The following is a 20279-nucleotide window of genomic DNA, read 5'->3' as shown; positions in this document are numbered from 1 at the left end:
CCACTTGGCTATTTTACAACTGTTCCCAGGCTTAATAATTCAACCGCTATTTCCAGATCTCTCTGGTTGATATTATTTTTATTGATCTCCAATTTAAGACGATCATCTATTTCGATGAAATTGATGCAGGTACCTTTACCAGCCCCTCCCCTGGATTCACTAACCAGTAAAGTAGGTGTGCCAGCTGTAGCTGCAGCTATCCGTTTTGTATTGCGGCTTTCTTCATTTGAGATGAACAAGATGTGACAGTGATAATTGTTTGCTGATGCGGGAACTTTGCTAACAACGATCGGCTGGCCGGCAGCCGTTTTATTGGAAGTGTATGATCTCAACGCCTGATACAGCGGAGATTCACCAACAATGCCAATTACGAATTCACCGCTCCTTTTACTTTCGGGCCAGTTAATGTACCTGGTAAACCGGTAAATGATATTCGCATGAACGGTATAGTTACTTTGGGACCATCCCTGTAAAGAGGAACATAGAAGAAAAAGGCCTACAGCAAAAGCCCTGGCAGGGAACTTTCCTTTTTTACCGGCCGGCGGCCGGTAAGGCTTATTGGTTTTCGCAGGGATCTTCATAATCAATACGGCGTACGCCCGGTATTTATTAATGGAATTGGATTTGATCAGCTGAACTAATTACGTTGAAAGTACACAATTAATTGCGCAAACAGTTGATTCAGAACGAAGATCATTTTATTAATAAATAAATACCTTTCCGCAGGTTAAAAGAAAGCACTTAGATGACAGGATGTTCATTTCTGTCGAAAGTGATTAATATTTTGGATATTCGTTGTTAGAGATCCATTGCCGGCTTATTGTTTAACAATAACTATTTCTCTTCCGGCAAATAAGGCCCACCCGTTTGACCCCAGCCCCAGACAGGCATGGGCTCCGATGGCTGCACGGGGTTTTCCGTCAATTGTGAATTAATAACCGCTATGCGGGTGCCCCATTCCAGATAGCCGACAAAGGCGGAGCGGAATTCCGGATCGCTTTTTAGTCCAACTTCGTCAGCAGTTTGCAATAACAACTGTACCCAACGCTGGCGCTTTTCCTCAGTAAGCATTTTACCAATATGTTTCCCTACCATTTTTGCATGACTGCCGCCCTCTTTGGTATATAATTTCTCGCCGCCAAAGACTTCGGCTACAAAATGAGCAACGTGTTGAACATGCTCCGGGGACATATTTTTAAATACGTCGCCCAGTAATTCATCCTTTACCACTTTGGCGTAAAAAGTACTGAACAGCCTGTTGAAGGTTTCCTGATCACCTGCCCATTCGAATAAAGTAGGAATATTCTTCATGTATGTTTCTTTACAGCCACTAATTTACTTTGTTTTATAATGCCGATAACCATATTACAAAATGCTCTTATCCGAAAAAAAAACCCGCCCAATGGGCGGGGGAAATTTGCATTGCTCTTATGAAACATTCCCTGATTACAGGATCACTTTTCTTACTTCACTGTAGCCAGCGTTGTCATTCAGCTGCACCAGATACATACCGTTTATCTGGTTGCCTACAGGGATGGTTAACCGGTACGATGCCTGTTGATTATTGCGTTGACCAATAACCTGTCCGTTCATATTTATAATACGTACGGTTACCAGGTTCTTAATTTCTTTATTGAACTCGATGTTTACCACATTCCCGGTTGTATAGATCCTCGCAGCTGACATTGCTTCGCCTGCGCGGATGGTTTTTACGGTTGAATAAGTGTACTTTCCGTCAATGTCTACCTGGCGAATGCGATACCAGGCAACAGCGGATGTCATATTTTTATCGGTGTAACTGTATTGCTTCAGCACATCACTATTACCTGCCCCCAGCATGATGGCAATTACCGACCAGTTGTTCCCATCCAGGCTGCGTTGTATTTCGAAGTGCTGGTTATTATTTTCCTGAGCAGTACTCCAGTTCAGGTTTACGTTGTTATTGCTTTTTGTAGCGTAGAAGCTGTTAAACAATACCGGTAACGCTATAATAGGCATACTCATTAAATTAAAACCGTTAGGCGAAACACCTGAAGTACTGGCGGCAAAGCCAGAGCCATAAACCCATTGAGCTGCATTTTGATCGAATTTAGGCACACCTCCTAGATAGATCTCTTCAACGCTCCGGTTAGTGCCTGAAGCATTCACCTTTCCGGTAGTAGTTAACTCGATCACCGATGAAGCGCTTAACTTCAATTTTTTCTTGAGGGTTAACCCTCCTTCAATTTTTATAAAAACATTTGCCAGGGTATCTCCTTTGTCAAATACCGCTATTGTATTTTCCGGTATTATAATAGTGTCATTATTCTGCGGGATCCGGTTCAGGTCCCAGTTACTGGCTTTTGACCAATCGCCCGACGCGGCCATGAAAGTGATCACTGGTCTTATTTGTGCATGAACTGTAATAGCGAAGAAAAGGATAACGATAATTGAGTAGATCTGTTTCATAAGGGTAATTTTTTGTGTTTGATAATTTCGTGGTAAGTATTTCCAACGGCATACCCGATTTCTGGCACGGCATGAACCAAATGTTGATAGCGGCATTTCTGCTCGTCAATCGGTTTGTAACCGGTTCAAACACAGTGAAATGAAAAAACCCTTAGTGATCAAAATAAAAGCGTGTAGGTAGAATTACCTGCCAGTTCCAGCCCGAGAATCTTCCCAAAACAGGATACTATTATATAATCTGGAAAAAAGACGGCAGAAAACCGCGCTTTTTTAAAAGGCAATGCATAAGCCGTTATGGGGTAAAAATCCAACAAAAACGGTTGCTTCCCCAATTAGCCCAAATTAGTGCGCGGAATGTTGTTCCCTGATCTGATCATCTATCCGGAATGACACTTTACAGATCAATCCATAACTGGTTATGCGATTGTCTTTAACATGCACCTTGATATCCTTTACAAAAATGGAATCAATATTTTTGATCGTCCGGGAAGTTTCGGCCAGTGCATTCTGAATGGCGTCATCGATGCCTTTTTCTGAAGAGGCAATCACTTCAATCACTTTTACTATAGGCATATTTACTGTTTATAGGTGAAATAAATCGGTGTGCTCAATGTCTCACCGCTATTACAGACATACATTATAACTGGCTCAAAATATAATGCCACATGCCTGCTGCGAAAAAGGGATACAAGAGAGGTATAATTTTTTCAGCCATACAATGTATTAAAGAACAGCACCAATTACAGCATTTTTCTATAAGTAATAAGGTGGAGTTGTATCGGGTGAATAGAGGCGTCTCGCAATCGCGTGACGCCTTTTTTTCAGGCATGCAAGAAGCGCCGCGGCCTATCCCCTTCTCAACCGCTTTCTAAGCAAATGACCTTTCCACAACCACAGACCTGATAATACAACCAGCGGCAGAATGATCCATTTGACTACCATGGCCTGGCGTGGCATTGTAGCAAGGGGTCCGTAGATATAGCCTAGGATGGGAATGCTGAGCATAATATGCAGCCATCGGATGAGCTTTCTTTCGGTAGATGCTTTCATAACTCAGGTTTAGCTTGTCATTTATTCAGGGTTGAATCAATCGGTAACCGTTCACAGCGTTCATTATAATAATGATTTGCCGGGTTCCAGCGACCAAAGCGCATACCCAGGCCGGTAGTGGCAAAGAACAATACAATAACCAGGATGGCAGCGATCTTACTGAAAATCGCCAGCGTCCTTCTTTGGGAGAAATTGCCAAATATAGCACCAATAATAAAGACCATACAGGCTACGAACAATACTCTTAATACAATGAATAATGGGAACATAGCGAATGATTTTAAATGAATAATAAATTCCGCCCCGTTTGACTGCGTTTAGATGTATATGTTGAACCGGACTGCGCTCAGGTCTTTTAATATCCATCCTTCGCCAGGGCTGTTTGCAGACACAAAGCTAAATGCGACTGTTAGCTATTCCCGGGTAGTGTAGATGAATCAGTAATATGAGTAGACGAGCTGCTTTATTTATTCAGGGGAAGCACAGCTTCTACCCCGGCCCTGTAACTTTCGCTCAGGGGTAATTCGATATTGCCCAGACAGATAAGATCGCGTTTAACCGCAGTGACTTTATTGGCAGCAATGATGTAGGATTTGTGTATGCGCACCAGGCGGTACGGCAGCAATTTATCTTCCAGCGCCTTCAAACTCATTTTGGTGATCACAGGTTTTGTAACCGAGGTCAAATGGATCTTCACATAATCTTTCATGCTTTCTATATATACAATGTCGGTGATAGTGATCTTTACCTGGTTGTATTCTACATATACAAAAAAAGAGTCAGGCAGTTCTTTTGAGGCGGCCGGCTTTTGCTGCAGGCGGAACAACTCATGCGCCTTATTACAGGCCTTTAAGAAACGTTCAAAGGATACCGGTTTCAACAAATAATCCACGGCAGCCAGCTCAAAGCCATCCCACGCATATTCCTTATAAGCAGTAACAAAGATGATCATGGGCGGATGTTGCAGCGATTGCACGAATTGAATGCCGTCGAGCCCGGGCATTTGAATATCGAGAAATATCAGATCCACCTCCTCGCGATGTAAAAGCGCTATGGCCTCCAGGGCGTTTTTACAGCGGCCCACGAGTTGTAAAAAAGGCACCCGGCTGATATTATCTACCAGCAGGTCGAGCACCCATTTTTCATCATCTACGGCAATACAACGCATCATAACAGCTTACAGTTTAAATGAACAGTATATAACCCGTTCTCGTTGGTGATGTTCAATTGGTAATTGTTGGCATATAATAGCTCCAGGCGGTTCCGAACATTATTCAGGCCAATACCTGAATGCCTGTCCTTCGACTGATTGGCCGGGTTATAATTATTCACCACACAAAAATCCAGGATATGGGCTTTCACGGTAAGGGATATTTGTATGAACGGCTCCTTCACCATACCGATGCCGTGTTTAAAAGCGTTTTCGATAAACGGCACCAGGAGCATCGGTTCTATCATCCCTTCCGGATAATCATTTTGAATAGTTAAGGTGATGGTAGCATCTTCCCCGAATCGTAATTGCTGCAGGGCTACATAGTTTTCGATGTGCTCTATTTCTTTGGTGATGGCTATTTTCTCTTCATTACTTTCGTACAACATGTAGCGTAATAACTCCGACAGCCTTATCAACGAAGGTTCCAGCAGGGTCGACTTCAACCGCGCCATCGATACCATATTGGTGAGCATATTGAATAAAAAATGCGGACTTACCTGCGACCGCAATAATTTAAGCTCGGCATCCAGCCGTTGTGCCCGGGCTTCTTTTTCCATTCTTTCAAACCGAATGCGGTCATACACCAGCCGGTAAATGATGCTGGCAAACAGGAAAGGCATCAATGGAAAGAACACCAGCCGCTGGGTCATTGGCGTGAACCGGAAATCAGGATCGAACTGTAAAAAGAATACCTTGGCAAACCCTGATACAGCCACTATTGCAAATAAACAGATAACATACAACCACCAGGTTTTTCTGTTGAGCAGTTTGGGGTACAGGTAAAATGCATTAAAGTAAAACAGCGCGATATGATACAAAGTGGTGATCACATAAAAACTAACCGACAAGCCAAAGAACTGCTGGTCCCACAGCAAAATGCCGGGTATGCCCAACAGCAATGGCCAAGCGATCGCATGGATCCATTTCGACGAAAAAGAAATTGATGCCGGTTTCATTACATCAAATATACCAATGACCGGTAAATTAAAGTATTGGCGAACCGGAACCAAGGATGTGTAGACAAAAGGCGAAAATGAGCAGATGAAGCAATTTTTCGATTTCCGATTTTGAGATTTCGAGATTTCTGATTTAGCAATTTCGCGATCCAGGGATTTAGCTATTTATCGGTAAGGTTCAACCTGGAGCAAATCGAAAATCCCGAAATCCCGAAATCAGAAATCATCTTATGCCTTTATGCGTAGGTACCACCTGTTTAATGCTGCCATCGACATTGAATTCCATTTTATCAATACAGAGTTCCCGGTTGTAACCGGCGCTACGGCCCATATGGATGCCATTCGGATACTCGAACCGGTGATATACAATATACCATTCGTCTTTACCGGGTATTTGCAAAACTGAATTGTGGCCCGTACCATAAATACCGGCCGCCGTATCCTTGGCTATCACCAGGTTTTCCTTAGGTATGGTAAGCGGTCCCAGCGGCGAAGCAGCAGTGGCATAACGCACCCGGTAGTCTGCATCGCGGGTATCGTTTTCTGACCACAGGAAATAGTAGGTCCCTTTTCGATAGAATACATAGGTGCCTTCGCGGAAAGTTTTATCCGGATTCAGAATGGTGAGCGTTTCCTTTTTAAGCGAGGTCATATCGCTGTTGAGCTCGGCAGCTGCCATAAACCCATTACCCCAGTACAAATAGCTTTTACCGGACCTGGGATCGGTGAATACATCAGGATCAATTACTTGTCCGCGCCTGATGCCTTCCGGTCGCTCATCGATCAATGGTTTGCCCAGGTCAACGAATGGCCCGGCCGGATCATCTGCCACGGCCACCCCGATTTTTTGTGCAGCGGTGAAATAATAAAAGTATTTGTAGCGGCCTTTTATCTTCTTTTCTTCAATGCAGGGCGCCCAGGCATTGCGGTCGGCCCAGGAGACGTCCTTACCCAGCTGCAGGATCATCCCTTCATCTTTCCAATGCTGCAGATCAGGGGAAGAAAAAGTTTTAAAATAGGTGCCTTTCCAGTCTGTAAATCCGTCACTGGTTGGATAGATATAATACTTTTTCGTTTTATGGGAATATAATACGTCGGGATCGGCGTAATAACCAGCCAGCACCGGGTTGTTGTCCATACTCGGAAAACCGGCCGGCTTTCCCCATTTATTGATGAGGGCTTTCACTTCGGCTCCTGTCAACGCTATCACGCTTCCATGCCTGGGTTTGAAATCCATTTTCACCTCCTTGTCGATGATCTCAAAATGCCGCAGGTCCTGGCTCCTGGTGAACTGGAAGCCATGGGCTTTGAACAGATCGTACATCATGATGTAGGTGCTCCAATTGTTGAGTTTAAATACGGAAGAGCCTTCTACATCCAGTTTGGTGGGCTGCACATATTGTTCGTTCTCTGTCCATTTTCCGGATGTGAGCAAGGCAGTAGTGGCTACTTTGATCCCTGCCCCGTCGGCGCCGCCGGTTTTACGGAACAAATAATACAGACTGTCTTTTTTAACTATATCCGCATCAATATTGTAGGCAGGTGTAGCCGGTATAAACAGCGGCTTTGGTTCACCTTCCAGTGCGGTAAACTCCCTATTGGCATAGGCATAATATATAATGTCGTGTTTGTCGCCATGTTTCATAGACCAGTATACCATGTATTTCCCCGCTGCTTCATCATAAATGGTTTGCGGCGCCCACACGCGTTTCAGGTCTTCGTGTCCCTTATACTGCTGCTGGATATTGATGACACTGGAAGTCCAGTTGATCAGGTCGGTCGACTTCATCAGCGTCATAGCCCTGTTGGCATCCCAGCCTTTGGCAGAAACCATGTCGGTAGCCACCATGTAAAAGGTCTTGCCATCTTCGGCTCTTAGAATGTGGGGGTCGCGAACACCGCCGGAAGAACTGATCTTTTTTGAATCGATGACCGGGTGGTTATTGTTCAAAGCGAAATACTGAAAGCCGTCTTTGCTGATGGCATAGCGAATGGCTTCTTCGGTTATGCGGTTACCCGTGAAATAAACAAACAGGTAGGCCACCTTATCTTTTTCGGCCAGCACGGGCGGGGCCTGGGCTTTTACAACGGAGCAGAAAAAACCACTTAACAGGATGTATATGATCATCCGGCCAGCGAGGCGGGCAAATTTCATAATTGGCAAATTTTAGCGTTGTTTTTTTTAAAGGTAAGCAATGTATCTTTAGCCATAAAACCATTGCACATGTTGAAACCGGAGATCCGCCTCATTAAATCGCATGTATTGAAAGATTTTCCATCAGGGTCTTCTATTAATTACTATGATGGAAAGTTCTATCTCGTGGGTGACGATGCCAATAACCTTATTATACTTGATAACACTTATAAACAAATAGATTCCATCCGGCTGTTCAATTATCCTGAAAAACGGATACCGAAAGCCGATAAAGCAGATTTTGAAAGCGCAACGATCATTTCCATAAACAACAAACCGCATCTGTTTATCATCGGCTCCGCTTCTACCGAAAAAAGAAAAAAAGCCCTGCTGCTGCCTGTTCAAAGCTATCAGGCCGGGTTTGCCAATTTATTTCATCCTTTCTTTTACCAGGACGCCTTCCTGAAACAACTCGAAACAAAAGGGATTTCAGAAATAAATATAGAAGGCGCTACCATTATCGGCGACGCCCTTGTATTAAGCAACCGAGGCAATAATGCAAAACCCGTCAATTATTTGATCATCACTCCTGCAGATGCTTTACAGGCTCCGGCAAAACAAAACGATTTTACCGTATCGGTTATCCCACTTACACTGCCTGTAAAAACAAAGGCATTTACCGGCGTTTCCGAACTGTGTTATGTTGCTTCAAAGGATAGATTATTAGTTACCCTGTCAGAAGAAGCTACCGATAATGCCTACGACGATGGCGTCATCAGCGACAGTTATATTGGCTGGATCAATAACGTCTCGAAAAAAATGAACAGTTCAACGCTTATGTTGGATGAGATGATCAATTTATCTACTGTTGATAAATCGTTCAGACAACAAAAGATCGAAGGCTTGTGTGTGGAATCTGTGACGGATGCAGCGTTGAATATTCACCTGGTCAGTGACAATGACAATGGTGAAAGTAAATTATTCAATATTAAGGTAACATCCGTTGAACGCTGAGGCGCGTAAGGCTAATCGTTCGGCGTTGGTTTTGCGTATATTTGCTGTTTTTATTTTTAAAAACCTTCACGTACAATGAAAATGCGTCATTTGGCAGCTGCCGCTGCATTCATTCTTTCTTTGTCGTCCTGCGCCCGTAAAATAACCGAAACCGGCAAAGCTTCTTATTATGCCGACAAATTTCATGGCCGCACTACGGCCAGCGGAGAAAAATTCAATCAGCACAAACTAACAGCAGCGCATAAAACCCTTCCCTTTGGCACCAAAGTAAAAGTGACCAATCTTTCCAATGGCCGTTCTGTAAACGTTATTGTCAACGACCGTGGACCGTTTGCTCCGGGCCGTATCATAGATGTATCAAAAAAAGCGGCCCGAAAACTGGGCATGATCGACGCCGGTGTGGCTTCTATTGAGATAAAATATAAAAAGAAGAAGAAATAGCCGGGAATCACAAATAAAAGGCTGAGATCAAACCTGGCCGCCTGATCCCAGCCCTGGTCTGTTTATTTCTCTATCAGTAATGTCTGTTGAAGCGCATGACCATTGCCTTTCAATACTACACGATGGATACCCGCCCTGGTAACCGGCAGCTGTATGGTTTGAAATGCGCTGCCGCCATTATGCACGATCTTCCTGCTGAACACCTGCTGACCGGATAAATTATAGAGGTTCAGGACATAAATTCCCTTTTCCATATTGCCCATCTCAATTGTCAGCGGCTGACCTTTGAGCGGGTTGGGATATACCTGGCAGATCGGTTTGCTGTTCGCGGTCCTTACCCGTATCATATTGCTGTAGGCTGCTTTACCGCTTATGCTTACCGTTTTTATGCGGTAGTAATTAACATCACTGTTTACCTCCACGTCGAACCACTGGTAACTGGCGGCCACGCCATTATTATTTTTGGGTGAGAGACTGCCGGCAGCCGTAAAAGCAGTTCCATCAATGGATTCTTCAATGTCATAATGATGGATCTCCTTTTCCGATGCAATTGACCATTCAACCTGTATCCCCAGGTCTTTTTGATAGGCTTTTAAGGCAGCCACCGGCATGGGCAGTACCATACAACCGGCACAAGGTGTCATGGCGCTGAATCCACAGGCGCCCGCCGCTTCACTTTTCGACTGTACATAATTGCCGCCTGCCAGGTCATTAACGCCTAATGTCCTGTTGAAGGTGCCATTCGATATGTTATAATGCATAATAGCGCCCGCACTGATCACATGCCCCAATTGATGGCCGTGCCCCAGCTCATGTACCGCCACCGTTTCAAAATCATATTCATTGAACGCAGGTGTTGCCGTACCGTATTCCCAGGAAGACGACAAGGCGGCAAGATTGCTGCCTTCGTCGAAAATAATATCGAGCTCATCAACAACCCATACAATGTCTGATCCCATGTAACATCCGCCGTAGCTGCTGTAACATACGCCTAATACGCCGGGGCTCAAAGGCGCATCATTGTCAAAGCAAATACTGTTAACTCCATCGATGTCCGGTACATTTATGGTGGTGGTTGCGCCCAGGGTCCAGTTTATCCCCGTGCCATATCGCCAGGTATCAAAGGCCCGCAGAAAGGATGCTCTTGCGGCCGCATGGGCATCAAAACCTGTATTCATCTGCCACACGTAACCATTTACACCATTACGGTTCACATGCTGGGTCTGGCCGGCATAAAGCACGCCCGACAACTCATATATTGCGTTCAAATGCGCATAATTAACGGTAAGTGAAGATGCGCTGGTATAGGTAACGCCCTGCACTACCCGGATATCACCGGTTCCTGCCGCTGTAGGAACCTCTACCCGTATCTCTGTATCACTCCAGGATAAGTATTGTGTTGCCAGTGGTGAAATATAAGAGACACCGCCATTATTGGCATTTCGGAACTGAACAACACCGGACCCTTGCGTAGCGCCAAAACCACTGCCGGTGATCGTTAATACAGTTCCGGTACCTGCAGTAATAGTGGTTGGACTAAAACTTGTTACTGCTAACGGTGTCGGCGCAGCCAGCGTACTGAAATTGCTGCTGTTATTACTAATGGTAAATGCTTTTTTCTCTGTAAACTTCAATGATGGAGAAATACGCTTGTATATTTCATTTGGTACATCCTTGTATTTATGAAAGGGGTCAGAAGCTTCCTGCAGCTGCAGATCATACTTGATAAATCCCTGCTTTGAACCATAGGCTTCATAGCGGGCGACACCATTTGAAACGGCGGGCAGTTTCTTCGCGTATTTTACGCTTTCGCAGAAAAAGATGCCTGTTTCACCAGTCGACAGGCTGAGCAGGGAACTGGTTGTGATCATCTTTAATCCTACAATACCACCTTCCGTTATGATATCTATCACATCGGAGGAAACCATTCCTTTAAAAACTTTGAATACCTCTATCTGGTTACTGGTATAGATCATCGTATGATCATCATTCCAGAAAGAATTTTGGGCGGTGACTTTCCCTTCAATAATAAGATCAGATGCGTTTATGCGCCGATCCAGATCTAATTCTTTTAATAAACATTGGGAAAATGAGCCGAGATAAATAAACAAACTACCAATACAGGCAAGGGTTTTTTTCATTGAATTTGGGCTTAGGGTTAGGACTTTATGGGACACTTTAAAAAAGATCACCATAAGATGACAAAACGGTATTTTTAACAAAATGTTGTTGTCCAGATCCTAAGGGAATGTCCTTTTTAGATCACCCATTCCCAAAGAGTTTCCAATGTATTCTGCCTTAACGCTTTATAATCCTTTTATATGGGTAGCTGCATCATCCCGATATTAAAATAACATGGCACCCACCCGGCAGATTGGTGCAACATGCCTACATCAGATCTTTATCTGGTAAAACCGGCCGCTTCAATAATGGCATCGGCAAACGCTTTTGGCGCTTCCTGCGGCAGGTTATGACCAATACCACCGGTTAACGTATGGTGCACATACCTGCCTGTAAACCTGGTGGCATAGTTTGCAGGATCAGGGTGCGGCGCTCCATTGGCATCACCTTCCAGGGTAACTGTTGGTACAGTTATAGCAGGAGCTGCAGCGAGTTTCTTTTCCAACGCATCATACCGGGCCTCTCCTTTGGTAAGCCCCAGCCGCCAGCGATAATTATTAATAACGATGGCCACATGATCAGGATTATCGAAAGCAGCAGCCGACTGTGCAAAGGCGGCATCTGTAAAATTCCATTTAGGCGAAGCCGTTTCCCAGATAAGTTTAGCAAATTCGCGGCGGTTGGCCTCGTAACCTTTTTGCCCACGCCTGGTGGCAAAGTAAAACTGGTACCACCACGATAACTCTGCCTGGGGCGACAAAGGCGCCTTATTCGCCTGCTGGCTGCCGATGAGATAACCGCTTACCGACACCAGGGCTTTCACCCTTTCCGGCCACAACGCCGCTACGATATTGGCCGTACGCGCGCCCCAGTCGAAACCGCCCACGATGGCTTTATCGATCTTCAGCGCATTCATGAAATCGATCACATCCACCGCCAGCGCTGATTGTTGTCCATTACGTTCCGCATGATCATCAAGAAAACGCGTAGTGCCATAACCACGCAGGTAGGGAACCAGCACCCTGTACCCTTTAGCCGCCAGTATAGCCGATACCTCCGTATAACTATGAATATCGTATGGCCAGCCATGCAGCAAAATGACGGTTTCTCCATTGACCGGCCCAACCTCTGCATATCCTATATTCAGCACCCCGGCTTTGACCTGTTTGATGTGATCGAAGGATGCCTGCGCTTTATCATCAGTTGTCGCCTGTGCGGCACTCATTACTGTAACAAGGATCGATGCAGCAGCCGTCAAAAACAGATGGCGGCCTGCCTTTATTATACGTTCCATAATAGCTGATTTTTTTAGTTTCTGATAGTTTTATTAATTCGCGGCAACCACTGCATGTGATACAGCATATAATTTTCTGAACATGATGTAGGTCACTGTTACCATAATGAAAGCAATGATTGCATCGATGGTAGCGGCAACACCAATTACACTTAATTTGGAGAAGAAAGCAAAAATGATATCGAAGAATACACCGGCAAAAACCCATTCTTTTAATCGAAGTAAACGGTTAGGCGTTAACAGCACAGCAATGCCGGCCAGTTTGGCAACACCAAGCAGATAGATGAAATGTGGCGGATACCCTAATTGCAAAGTGATGTCCCATACAAGGGGATCTTTCGTAAGCTCACAGATACCGCTGGTGCCAAACCATAATGAAGTTAATACAACGCCTGTCCAGTAGATCGCTTTGGTAGTTTTCCTATTCGTCATCTTGTTTGTTTTTGAGTTAATTGATGACACAAAGATGTTGTACGGTCATGGTTCGGTTAAACGGAATCCGGGGAAGTAGGCGATTTAGGCCGCGGGTTAGACAATTCCGGTGGCGAGTATGCAGGAGGAAATACGGGGATGCCCCTAAAACTTCGTTAAACTCAATGCACGCGGTTGTTTTCTACTATGAAGTAAGATACCTTACTGTTAATTTAGCCGTCGATTACCGGTTAAATTATTTGCCCATGCGGAGAAGATCTACACGACTCAGGATAGCGTTTTTTAGTGTACTGGTAGTTGGCTTGATTTTCATTCAGTATAGCTGGCTCACATCGCTGCAGCAAAGCAAACTACAGGCATTTAAAGCACATATCATTTCCTCTGTCGAGAACACGCGGGCAACCATTCCCCTCACGAGGTCGCTCAATGACCTTTCAGCCACGCTGTTTGCAGACCTGCTTCGCCAATCATTTTCGTCTAATGGATTAAAGAATATCCGGTTTGAATATTCAATTGGTTCGGGTTCGGCACAGCTGGCTTCCCCCGGCTACCGGCAAAAATTAACCGATGATGCCAACAACCTGGTCTTTTATTACGAATTTCAGCCGGCTATTGCGCAGAAAACGACGGCCGATCTCTTAACGGTGGTAATACCTGATTATAAAAAAATTGTATTCAGAGATATGGGCTGGATCATTACAGCTTCTGTATTACTTACCCTTTCGGTGCTGGCAATATTATGTCTTACTTATATCATCAGTGAGCGAAAGCAGGCCTTTTATGAGAACAGCACCAATGTCATTAAAAATATGATGCAGCAATTAGAAACGCCGCTGAGTACGGTGTCTGTTGCAGCCGAGGCATTGCACAATGCCCAGGTAATGCGTGATTCAGCAAAGATCAACTATTACCAGCAGATCATCCAGGAAGAAAACAAACGCATGCATGAGCAGGTGCAGAAATATTTGAGAGATATGAAGTAACAGCTCAATACGCCAATAACCTTCCACACGCAATAATACTTACCCATAAAAGAATTGAAGCAATGGCATGATAGCGGGCAGCGGTCCATTTTGCCGGAACATACACCCGGATATGAAAGAGCCAGGCATTTAATGCAGCAAGCATTAACAGCACTAATTTCAGCCCGAATACCGGATCAATGGAGAGTGCGATCGCATTGGTGGCAAACAATAACAACCCTGAAGGTATCGCAAGAATAAGTCCGCGTTTAGACCACTTTAATAAATACCTGCTCTCTATTACCGGTTTACTGTGGGCCGACAGTAATTGAATATCGAAAAAAAGTGCCCCTCCGGCCACCAACACGATGCCCACTATATGAATGATCTCAATAAACGGATACAGCCAGGACGATTGCCGAATGGCCGTCGCCAGAGCGGATGATTCAATCCATCGGAACACCACTGTTATCGCAATTCGTATTTTACGTTATCTACATAGATCCTTTCAGCGCGCATTTCATCCCTGATCTTCTTATGCGGATAGCCCACTACCCGCAGCTTGCTTCCTTTAACGATCTTATCGGAAGGTACTCCCCTTGATTCCATGCGGCTCGTAGGCGCCAGGATCACCAGCCATGTTTTCTTCTTATCTTTTACCCGGGCAGTAGCATGAGGATTCTCAAATGTAAAGGCCTCAACAGTGCCCACGTAATCCAAAGTTTTGTTTTGATCGTAATTGGCCCAACCATGATGATAAGGCCTGAATGAAAACGCCAAAAGCGTCATTACAACAACAACAAGCAAAGGTCCCTTTTTCATATTTGAATGATTTTCGTAAACGACTGTTAGTAAGTTACCGAATTTCCGGCACTTGGAAAATATTGGCAGAAGCACTCTGTCATCACCATAAACGCCTTGTTGACAGGGCCGAAGCCGCCAATCGTATTCTTAATATGGTATATGAGGCAAGGAAGAACAGCGAATGATCGTTTATAGTATGTATAAAGTAGAAGAACTGTGCTGCCAGTTGTCAGGAGGAATCGATCTTATTAATTATATGATGCTATACATGCTGAAACGATCAGCGTTTATCATCAAATATGTTAAAGTAAGGTAGGGCCTTTCACTTATTTAATTGTCACAAAAACACTCAATTTAGTTTTCCACAGTTCTTCCACATTTTCATTGGGGAGTGTGGTTTTTTTTCTTCAAATTTTACATGGCTGTTTACCAGCTATTTTATGAATTTTACTAAGGAAAAACCCCTATCGAGGTTTATGCAAATTTACTGACGCACCGCATATAGTTCAATTTTATCCTGATTCAGGCATTATCTTTGTCAAATAACGCGAAATACTCTTTTAGAAAACTCAAAAAGACCTATGATGAACACCACTTTAAGGAAATTCATCCGGCGAGCGTCATCTATCGCAGCCGAAATATCTCAACTGGGAGCCCTAAAAAAGAAATCCGTGCCAGCTCCCGTAAAATGCATGCCAGACACATTTTCGCAATTGCTGGAACAATCCCAAAGACACCGCCATTCATTTTTCAGAACAAGACAGTGATCGTTTACATGCTTATCTAATATAACGTAGATAAGATCTGGTATTCGCACGTTCTGTTCAGGAATGTAATGCATACAGGTATTTCTCAAACAGGCAAATTTGGCAACCCAAAGATGTCAGGGCCCTTTATTTCCCTTGAAAAAACGAAGCCTATTCTGAGAAAGCAGACCGGGATCGCATGAACAGTTGAAAAATCACTTTAAGAGTAGTTTAAAAGAACTGATACTGACTGTACGTTGGTAAACCCTATCCTATTGTCCTTATGAAAAACCTTATCTACAGCTTAAGCTAATTGTTTGTATCCGGGTGCGTATTCTATGGAAGCTGAGTTATCCGACTAACCGAAAGCATAATAACACAACCTCGTTTCTTGGTTACCGTTGTGCCTGTTAGTTCAAATTTCCAAACAGTTCCAATTAGCCGGTGTGCCGTGTTCTCAGTTGTGCACCAGAATGTGGCGTACGCAAGTACGCCCCACAGAAAGAAAAGTAAACTGAAAAGTTAATGAAGTGCCTTCGCGGTTAACGTTTCACAGCTCAAAAAAACAAGCTCGTGACGCGATAGGGAGATCTCTATCCCAATGTTAACCATGACAGCAAAGTGAGATGCTGTATTTAAACAAATTAATTAATAACCTCAAATGAAAACAGTGATGCGTAACACAGGCAAATTATTTAAAAACAAGCAACTGCTTGCCGTTCCCTTATTAGTAGCGAGTTTGTACTCTTGCAGAAAAGATGCAGTGATCCCCCCCGTTGAAAGTGCCAATAACACTATGAACGAACTTGTTTCAACCAAAGCAATCGGCGATCTGCTGTGGCATGAGAATGCCGATGGAAGCTGGTTCGACAACTCTTATGCGAAATTCCAGGCAGCCGCCTCCTATTCCATTACTGCTTCTACAGCTCAAAAATATAATGGTACCAAATCAGTTCGTTTTGAGTTACGAGACACTGATCCCGAAGTACAAAGCGGTACAAGAGCTGAATTAACTTTCCCCATAGCCACAAACAACAACCGCTGGTATTCTTACGCGATGTATATTCCCAGCGCCGATTATAAACCAGATGAAACTGATGAAGTGATCACCCAATGGCACCAGGGCGGTGGCGCCACGCCTGCTCTTTGCTTACGCACCAAAAATGACAAACTTTGGCTGAGAGTGCTGGGCGATACCTGGATCGATCTTGGTCAGCTGGATAAAGACAAATGGCATACCTATGTATTGCACGTTAAACATACTGCCGGTTCTGACGGTTTGGTTGAGATCTGGCGCGATGGTGTGAAGATCCTGAACCACGCCGGCCCCAACAGTTATCCGCTCACCGGTGATTATCATCTGCCCTTCTGGAAATTTGGTATCTACAAATCATATTGGAATGGCAGCCGTACTTCTTCTACCAACAAGAGAGTACTTTACTTCGACGATATCAAAATGGGTACAGAAAACGCTACCTACAACTTAATGTTGCCAAGCACCGGTAGCACTGCACCTGCCACTCCTGATGAGACCACTGATCCTATTGCATCTAATCCGGTTACAACACCAACTTCTGGCAATGAAGTTACTGACCTGGTACTGGTTAACTCTGCCACCGAAAGAGATGTGTTGACTATTAAAGATGGTCAGGTAATAAGCCTGAGTGCACTCGGTCTTGAAAAAGCCAACATCCGTGTAAACACATCTACTACAGGAAGCGTTAAGTTCGAGTTAAGCGGCAAACAAAGCAAAACCTATACCGACAGCAAAGCTCCTTTTGCATTGCACAGCGATGATGGAAACGGTAACTTCTATTATGGCAACTGGAATCCTCCTGCATTAGGTACTTACACCCTGAAAGCAACTCCTTACCAGGGAGATAATGCAACAGGTACTGCAGGTGCTGCCAAAACGATCACTTTCACGATCGTAAAATAAGCGGGTTATTAATATGTAAATACAAAGCCCTTCCGACGCATCGGAAGGGCTTTTTTATATAAAATCAACCCAATAAAGCCAGGCATCACTTATTTAATTGGTATCTTCATTAACGGAAATCCCTTACTAAAACGACAGCGAATAACCACCATTTAAATAAGTATACTGTGAGCCGGAAAAAACAAATAATACTTGCGTTATCGTTAATCTCGGTGACAATGCTTTACAGCCTTTCACCCCGTTTAAAACTACATTCCCCTATCCTTTTCCAACTCGATTTTGAAGATAATGATCCACTTCCCTCCTTCCTGATCCAACAAACAGCCACCGAGCACGGTTTAAAAATAGTGGAACGCCCCGTGTATAACGGTAAAAAAGCGGTTCGCTTTGAATTAAGGGACAAGGACCCGGAAACCAACAATGGAACAAGATCCGAAATATTATTTCCCGGTCCCGATAAGAAAGACAAGCTGGAACGGTGGTATGCATTTGCCGTTTACTTTCCCAAAGAAGACTTCGTTGCTGACAGCAGCGATGAAGTGATCAGCCAATGGCACCAGGGTGGAAAAGCCACCCCTTCCCTATGCATCCGAACCAAAAATAATCAGCTAAGGCTCCGGATAAACCCACGCATCAAGGGCAAAAAAGTAATTGAAATGGGCGCCATCGAAAAGGATGTATGGCAGTACTATGTGATCCATGTAAAACATTCCCCAACCGCTGATGGCCTGGTTGAAATATGGCGCAACGGTATGCCGGTAGTACATTACAAAGGCGCCAATATGTACGACCTCAACAGCGGCGACTTCCATACGCCGAACTGGAAACTGGGAATCTATAAATCATCCTGGAACGGCGAATCAACTACCAGGAGCAAAAAAAGAGTCATCTATTTCGATGATATCAAAGTAGGCAATGAAGACGCCTCCTACACTGATATGATGCCTAAGAAAGGGAATAAACGCTGATCGTTTATTGTAAAGGCGATCCCACTGCCGCCAGGGCTTTGCAAAACAAGTTGTCCTCTGCCTGAAAATGACATCTTTTCTCCTCGTTCACGGCAACATCTATTACACTGTTTATAAACTGTGGCAACCGGCTTTTTGCAGCAGGATGACAATAAAGCCCTTTAAATATCATCTTTTTATCCGCCGCCGGACTGTTATTCACTTCGTCAGTGAACCGTTCAGCATAACTGAACCAGGCGCAGGCCAATAACCGGCCATTTTCCATCCAGGTATAACAATGCTGACCGGTTTCAAGGCGGCGCATGGCATTCGACAGGAACTCCCATTTTGTTTCACTGCTGCCTTTACTGAACTCGTATTGCATCAGATCTTCCAGGTTGTTCTTATGCAGTGGCAATGCTTCGCCTGTTGGAATTGAATAGCTTTGCAACAGATAAAGCTTTTGCGTCTTTTTCCGCTGGAATTTTTTGGCCAGTCCCTTGATGGCATATCCAACACTCCACCGTTTTAACATATACGCATACCACTTGATCTTTAACTCCACCGTCATTGGACGCATATTCCATGCAACCATGCGGGCATGCAGCCACTTCTTGAACCTTCTCTTCACCAGGAATTTTGACCTGGTGCTGATCACCAGTTCATGCACTTCATCGTGCAGGTTAGCCAGATCATCCTTGTAGGTATCATATCCCGGAGAAAGATCGAAATACGGAACACATTCGTCAGACAACTGTTTTCCCAATAATATAAAGTGTAAAAACCCCGGTGAGTACATGCGGGCGTAAAACGGCGCATGGCAATTGATCCCCGCCAAATGCGCCCAGTTGCCTCCTACCACCAATACAATGGCCGCCATTATTTTTCCATTCACCCGCATGACGGTTACATGAAGCAGGTTGAGGCGGAACATTTCCAGCAGGAATTCTTTTTTAGCAGGATCTTCCCTGAAGGGATATTTGTTGAACATGGCGCTTTGCCGGAAATTATACAGCTCAGCCATGTCGTCCAGACTGGTTTTGAAAGTTTCATAATCTTCGATGCGCTCGAAACGAAATTCGCCCAGCTTCTTAACCCGGTTCAGCTTATGTTTGAAATGCTTTCTGCGGCGGAATGATTTTTCCACCTCCGGGTCTCTCAAATTTATAATTGGCCGGTCGTACGACTGTATGATGCTGTATTTGCTCCATTTTTTATCGTGTTGTGCCCAATCGAACGGTGTTCCGGGCGGAAGGAACCTGAGGGAGATCGTATACCCATCAAACCGCTTCACCAGCTCTGTCATCGCTTTTTTAATAAATACATCTCCATCGGCAGCACCCGTGATCCAGACCTGGTATTCCGCTTCGTAATGCCCTGCTCCTGTGATCCGGCCGCTTTTACCAGTCACCTGCTCATCGTTCACAGAAGTATTTAACAGCGCCATCGGCAGCACGCCTTTCAGCTGCCCTCCTTCCATGCCGATTACAAGAATGGGCAAATGCTGGTTTTTGTAACTCTGGTACCAGGCAGTGATAAATTTCCTGCTTTGAAAAATGGTGACCCAGGGACACGATTCATATAACTGATCCCAGCTTTGCTGAAATTCGATGTCGGTTGCAATTAGAGAAAGTACAGCCTCACCGGTCATTAACTCAATTGAATAACCGTCACCCGGCCTCCTGTTGGTATTGAATAAGGACGTGATCTTCAATTCCGGCAATGGACTTTCCAATAACCCACTTTTTGGATTAGCTGCAATGTTCATACAATAATTT

The 20279-nt window shown here is 44.5% G+C and carries 20 protein-coding genes; 5 read left to right on the top strand and 15 right to left on the bottom strand.

Translation table 11 applies throughout. From position 1 onward, the window contains the following. Positions 1 to 8 precede the first annotated feature (8 nt). From JUB15_RS04040 to JUB15_RS04000, 9 genes are all read right to left on the bottom strand, one after another. Positions 9 to 581: a YfiR family protein gene (locus tag JUB15_RS04040; RefSeq protein WP_207511027.1), complete on the bottom strand. Its 573-nt coding sequence runs from the start codon at positions 579 to 581 to the stop codon at positions 9 to 11. Between the two features lie 253 nt (positions 582 to 834). Beyond that, positions 835 to 1311: a group II truncated hemoglobin gene (locus JUB15_RS04035; protein ID WP_207511026.1), complete on the bottom strand. Its 477-nt coding sequence runs from the start codon at positions 1309 to 1311 to the stop codon at positions 835 to 837. A 135-nt stretch (positions 1312 to 1446) separates the two neighbouring features. After that, complete coding sequence (locus JUB15_RS04030) at positions 1447 to 2448, bottom strand: T9SS type A sorting domain-containing protein (protein ID WP_207511025.1); 1002 nt, start codon at positions 2446 to 2448, stop codon at positions 1447 to 1449. A gap of 342 nt (positions 2449 to 2790) precedes the next feature. Next, a complete protein-coding gene (locus JUB15_RS04025) occupies positions 2791 to 3021 on the bottom strand; it encodes a dodecin family protein (protein ID WP_207511024.1) in 231 nt (76 codons plus the stop codon). Positions 3022 to 3294: 273 nt separating this feature from the next. Next, a complete protein-coding gene (locus JUB15_RS04020; protein WP_207511023.1) occupies positions 3295 to 3498 on the bottom strand; it encodes a hypothetical protein in 204 nt (67 codons plus the stop codon). Between the two features lie 17 nt (positions 3499 to 3515). Continuing rightward, positions 3516 to 3767: a hypothetical protein gene (locus JUB15_RS04015; RefSeq protein ID WP_207511022.1), complete on the bottom strand. Its 252-nt coding sequence runs from the start codon at positions 3765 to 3767 to the stop codon at positions 3516 to 3518. A 194-nt stretch (positions 3768 to 3961) separates the two neighbouring features. Next, entirely contained in the window at positions 3962 to 4669 is a 708-nt protein-coding gene (locus JUB15_RS04010; RefSeq protein WP_207511021.1) for a LytR/AlgR family response regulator transcription factor, read from the bottom strand. Further along, positions 4666 to 5667 carry a sensor histidine kinase gene (locus JUB15_RS04005; RefSeq protein WP_207511020.1) on the bottom strand — a complete coding sequence of 334 codons (1002 nt, stop codon included), beginning with the start codon at positions 5665 to 5667 and terminating at the stop codon, positions 4666 to 4668. Before JUB15_RS04005 ends, JUB15_RS04010 begins: the two co-directional genes overlap by 4 nt. 223 nt (positions 5668 to 5890) lie before the next feature. After that, the gene (locus tag JUB15_RS04000) at positions 5891 to 7822 is read right to left on the bottom strand and encodes a glycoside hydrolase family 43 protein (protein ID WP_242696180.1); all 1932 of its coding nucleotides are present in this window, start codon (positions 7820 to 7822) and stop codon (positions 5891 to 5893) included. A gap of 69 nt (positions 7823 to 7891) precedes the next feature. Between JUB15_RS04000 and JUB15_RS03995 the strand changes: the two genes are divergently transcribed. Together JUB15_RS03995 and JUB15_RS03990 are read left to right on the top strand one after the other, a co-directional pair. After that, positions 7892 to 8815, top strand: a complete 924-nt coding sequence (locus tag JUB15_RS03995; RefSeq protein WP_207511019.1) for a DUF6929 family protein — start codon at positions 7892 to 7894, stop codon at positions 8813 to 8815. 75 nt (positions 8816 to 8890) lie between these two features. After that, on the top strand, positions 8891 to 9256 hold the full coding sequence (locus JUB15_RS03990) for a septal ring lytic transglycosylase RlpA family protein (RefSeq protein WP_207511018.1): 366 nt from the start codon (positions 8891 to 8893) through the stop codon (positions 9254 to 9256). Positions 9257 to 9318: 62 nt separating this feature from the next. Here the strand turns inward: JUB15_RS03990 and JUB15_RS03985 are convergent, their stop codons facing one another. The 3 genes from JUB15_RS03985 to JUB15_RS03975 form a co-directional block, all read right to left on the bottom strand. Next, positions 9319 to 11397: an IPT/TIG domain-containing protein gene (locus JUB15_RS03985; RefSeq protein ID WP_207511017.1), complete on the bottom strand. Its 2079-nt coding sequence runs from the start codon at positions 11395 to 11397 to the stop codon at positions 9319 to 9321. A gap of 260 nt (positions 11398 to 11657) precedes the next feature. Then, positions 11658 to 12671, bottom strand: a complete 1014-nt coding sequence (locus JUB15_RS03980; protein WP_207511016.1) for an alpha/beta fold hydrolase — start codon at positions 12669 to 12671, stop codon at positions 11658 to 11660. Positions 12672 to 12704: 33 nt separating this feature from the next. Next, positions 12705 to 13103, bottom strand: coding sequence for a DoxX family protein (locus tag JUB15_RS03975; RefSeq protein WP_207511015.1), 399 nt, complete (start codon positions 13101 to 13103; stop codon positions 12705 to 12707). A 245-nt stretch (positions 13104 to 13348) separates the two neighbouring features. Between JUB15_RS03975 and JUB15_RS03970 the strand changes: the two genes are divergently transcribed. After that, positions 13349 to 14086, top strand: a complete 738-nt coding sequence (locus JUB15_RS03970; RefSeq protein WP_207511014.1) for a hypothetical protein — start codon at positions 13349 to 13351, stop codon at positions 14084 to 14086. A 4-nt stretch (positions 14087 to 14090) separates the two neighbouring features. On the opposite strand, the gene JUB15_RS03965 is transcribed toward JUB15_RS03970, so the two are convergent. Both JUB15_RS03965 and JUB15_RS03960 read right to left on the bottom strand, forming a co-directional pair. Then, positions 14091 to 14528, bottom strand: coding sequence for a hypothetical protein (locus tag JUB15_RS03965; RefSeq protein ID WP_207511013.1), 438 nt, complete (start codon positions 14526 to 14528; stop codon positions 14091 to 14093). 5 nt (positions 14529 to 14533) lie between these two features. Beyond that, positions 14534 to 14887: a DUF6152 family protein gene (locus tag JUB15_RS03960; RefSeq protein WP_207511012.1), complete on the bottom strand. Its 354-nt coding sequence runs from the start codon at positions 14885 to 14887 to the stop codon at positions 14534 to 14536. A gap of 1524 nt (positions 14888 to 16411) precedes the next feature. Between JUB15_RS03960 and JUB15_RS03955 the strand changes: the two genes are divergently transcribed. Together JUB15_RS03955 and JUB15_RS03950 are read left to right on the top strand one after the other, a co-directional pair. Further along, a complete protein-coding gene (locus tag JUB15_RS03955) occupies positions 16412 to 17554 on the top strand; it encodes a polysaccharide lyase family 20 protein (protein ID WP_207511011.1) in 1143 nt (380 codons plus the stop codon). A 218-nt stretch (positions 17555 to 17772) separates the two neighbouring features. Continuing rightward, complete coding sequence (locus JUB15_RS03950) at positions 17773 to 18522, top strand: polysaccharide lyase family 20 protein (protein WP_207511010.1); 750 nt, start codon at positions 17773 to 17775, stop codon at positions 18520 to 18522. Positions 18523 to 18526: 4 nt separating this feature from the next. Here the strand turns inward: JUB15_RS03950 and JUB15_RS03945 are convergent, their stop codons facing one another. Further along, positions 18527 to 20269 carry a GNAT family N-acetyltransferase gene (locus JUB15_RS03945; protein ID WP_207511009.1) on the bottom strand — a complete coding sequence of 581 codons (1743 nt, stop codon included), beginning with the start codon at positions 20267 to 20269 and terminating at the stop codon, positions 18527 to 18529. Positions 20270 to 20279: the final 10 nt, after the last annotated feature.

The organism is Longitalea luteola (assembly GCF_017356035.1).
GTDB lineage: Bacteria > Bacteroidota > Bacteroidia > Chitinophagales > Chitinophagaceae > Niastella > Niastella luteola.
This window is presented reverse-complemented; position numbering and strand designations above follow the sequence as displayed.

Coding starts and splice junctions, on each gene's coding strand:
- JUB15_RS04040 (WP_207511027.1), bottom strand. CDS start 581: ATGAAGATCCCTGCGAAAACCAATAAGCCTTACCGGCCGCCGGCCGGT.
- JUB15_RS04035 (WP_207511026.1), bottom strand. CDS start 1,311: ATGAAGAATATTCCTACTTTATTCGAATGGGCAGGTGATCAGGAAACC.
- JUB15_RS04030 (WP_207511025.1), bottom strand. CDS start 2,448: ATGAAACAGATCTACTCAATTATCGTTATCCTTTTCTTCGCTATTACA.
- JUB15_RS04025 (WP_207511024.1), bottom strand. CDS start 3,021: ATGCCTATAGTAAAAGTGATTGAAGTGATTGCCTCTTCAGAAAAAGGC.
- JUB15_RS04020 (WP_207511023.1), bottom strand. CDS start 3,498: ATGAAAGCATCTACCGAAAGAAAGCTCATCCGATGGCTGCATATTATG.
- JUB15_RS04015 (WP_207511022.1), bottom strand. CDS start 3,767: ATGTTCCCATTATTCATTGTATTAAGAGTATTGTTCGTAGCCTGTATG.
- JUB15_RS04010 (WP_207511021.1), bottom strand. CDS start 4,669: ATGATGCGTTGTATTGCCGTAGATGATGAAAAATGGGTGCTCGACCTG.
- JUB15_RS04005 (WP_207511020.1), bottom strand. CDS start 5,667: ATGAAACCGGCATCAATTTCTTTTTCGTCGAAATGGATCCATGCGATC.
- JUB15_RS04000 (WP_242696180.1), bottom strand. CDS start 7,822: ATGAAATTTGCCCGCCTCGCTGGCCGGATGATCATATACATCCTGTTA.
- JUB15_RS03995 (WP_207511019.1), top strand. CDS start 7,892: ATGTTGAAACCGGAGATCCGCCTCATTAAATCGCATGTATTGAAAGAT.
- JUB15_RS03990 (WP_207511018.1), top strand. CDS start 8,891: ATGAAAATGCGTCATTTGGCAGCTGCCGCTGCATTCATTCTTTCTTTG.
- JUB15_RS03985 (WP_207511017.1), bottom strand. CDS start 11,397: ATGAAAAAAACCCTTGCCTGTATTGGTAGTTTGTTTATTTATCTCGGC.
- JUB15_RS03980 (WP_207511016.1), bottom strand. CDS start 12,671: ATGGAACGTATAATAAAGGCAGGCCGCCATCTGTTTTTGACGGCTGCT.
- JUB15_RS03975 (WP_207511015.1), bottom strand. CDS start 13,103: ATGACGAATAGGAAAACTACCAAAGCGATCTACTGGACAGGCGTTGTA.
- JUB15_RS03970 (WP_207511014.1), top strand. CDS start 13,349: ATGCGGAGAAGATCTACACGACTCAGGATAGCGTTTTTTAGTGTACTG.
- JUB15_RS03960 (WP_207511012.1), bottom strand. CDS start 14,887: ATGAAAAAGGGACCTTTGCTTGTTGTTGTTGTAATGACGCTTTTGGCG.
- JUB15_RS03955 (WP_207511011.1), top strand. CDS start 16,412: ATGAACGAACTTGTTTCAACCAAAGCAATCGGCGATCTGCTGTGGCAT.
- JUB15_RS03950 (WP_207511010.1), top strand. CDS start 17,773: ATGCTTTACAGCCTTTCACCCCGTTTAAAACTACATTCCCCTATCCTT.
- JUB15_RS03945 (WP_207511009.1), bottom strand. CDS start 20,269: ATGAACATTGCAGCTAATCCAAAAAGTGGGTTATTGGAAAGTCCATTG.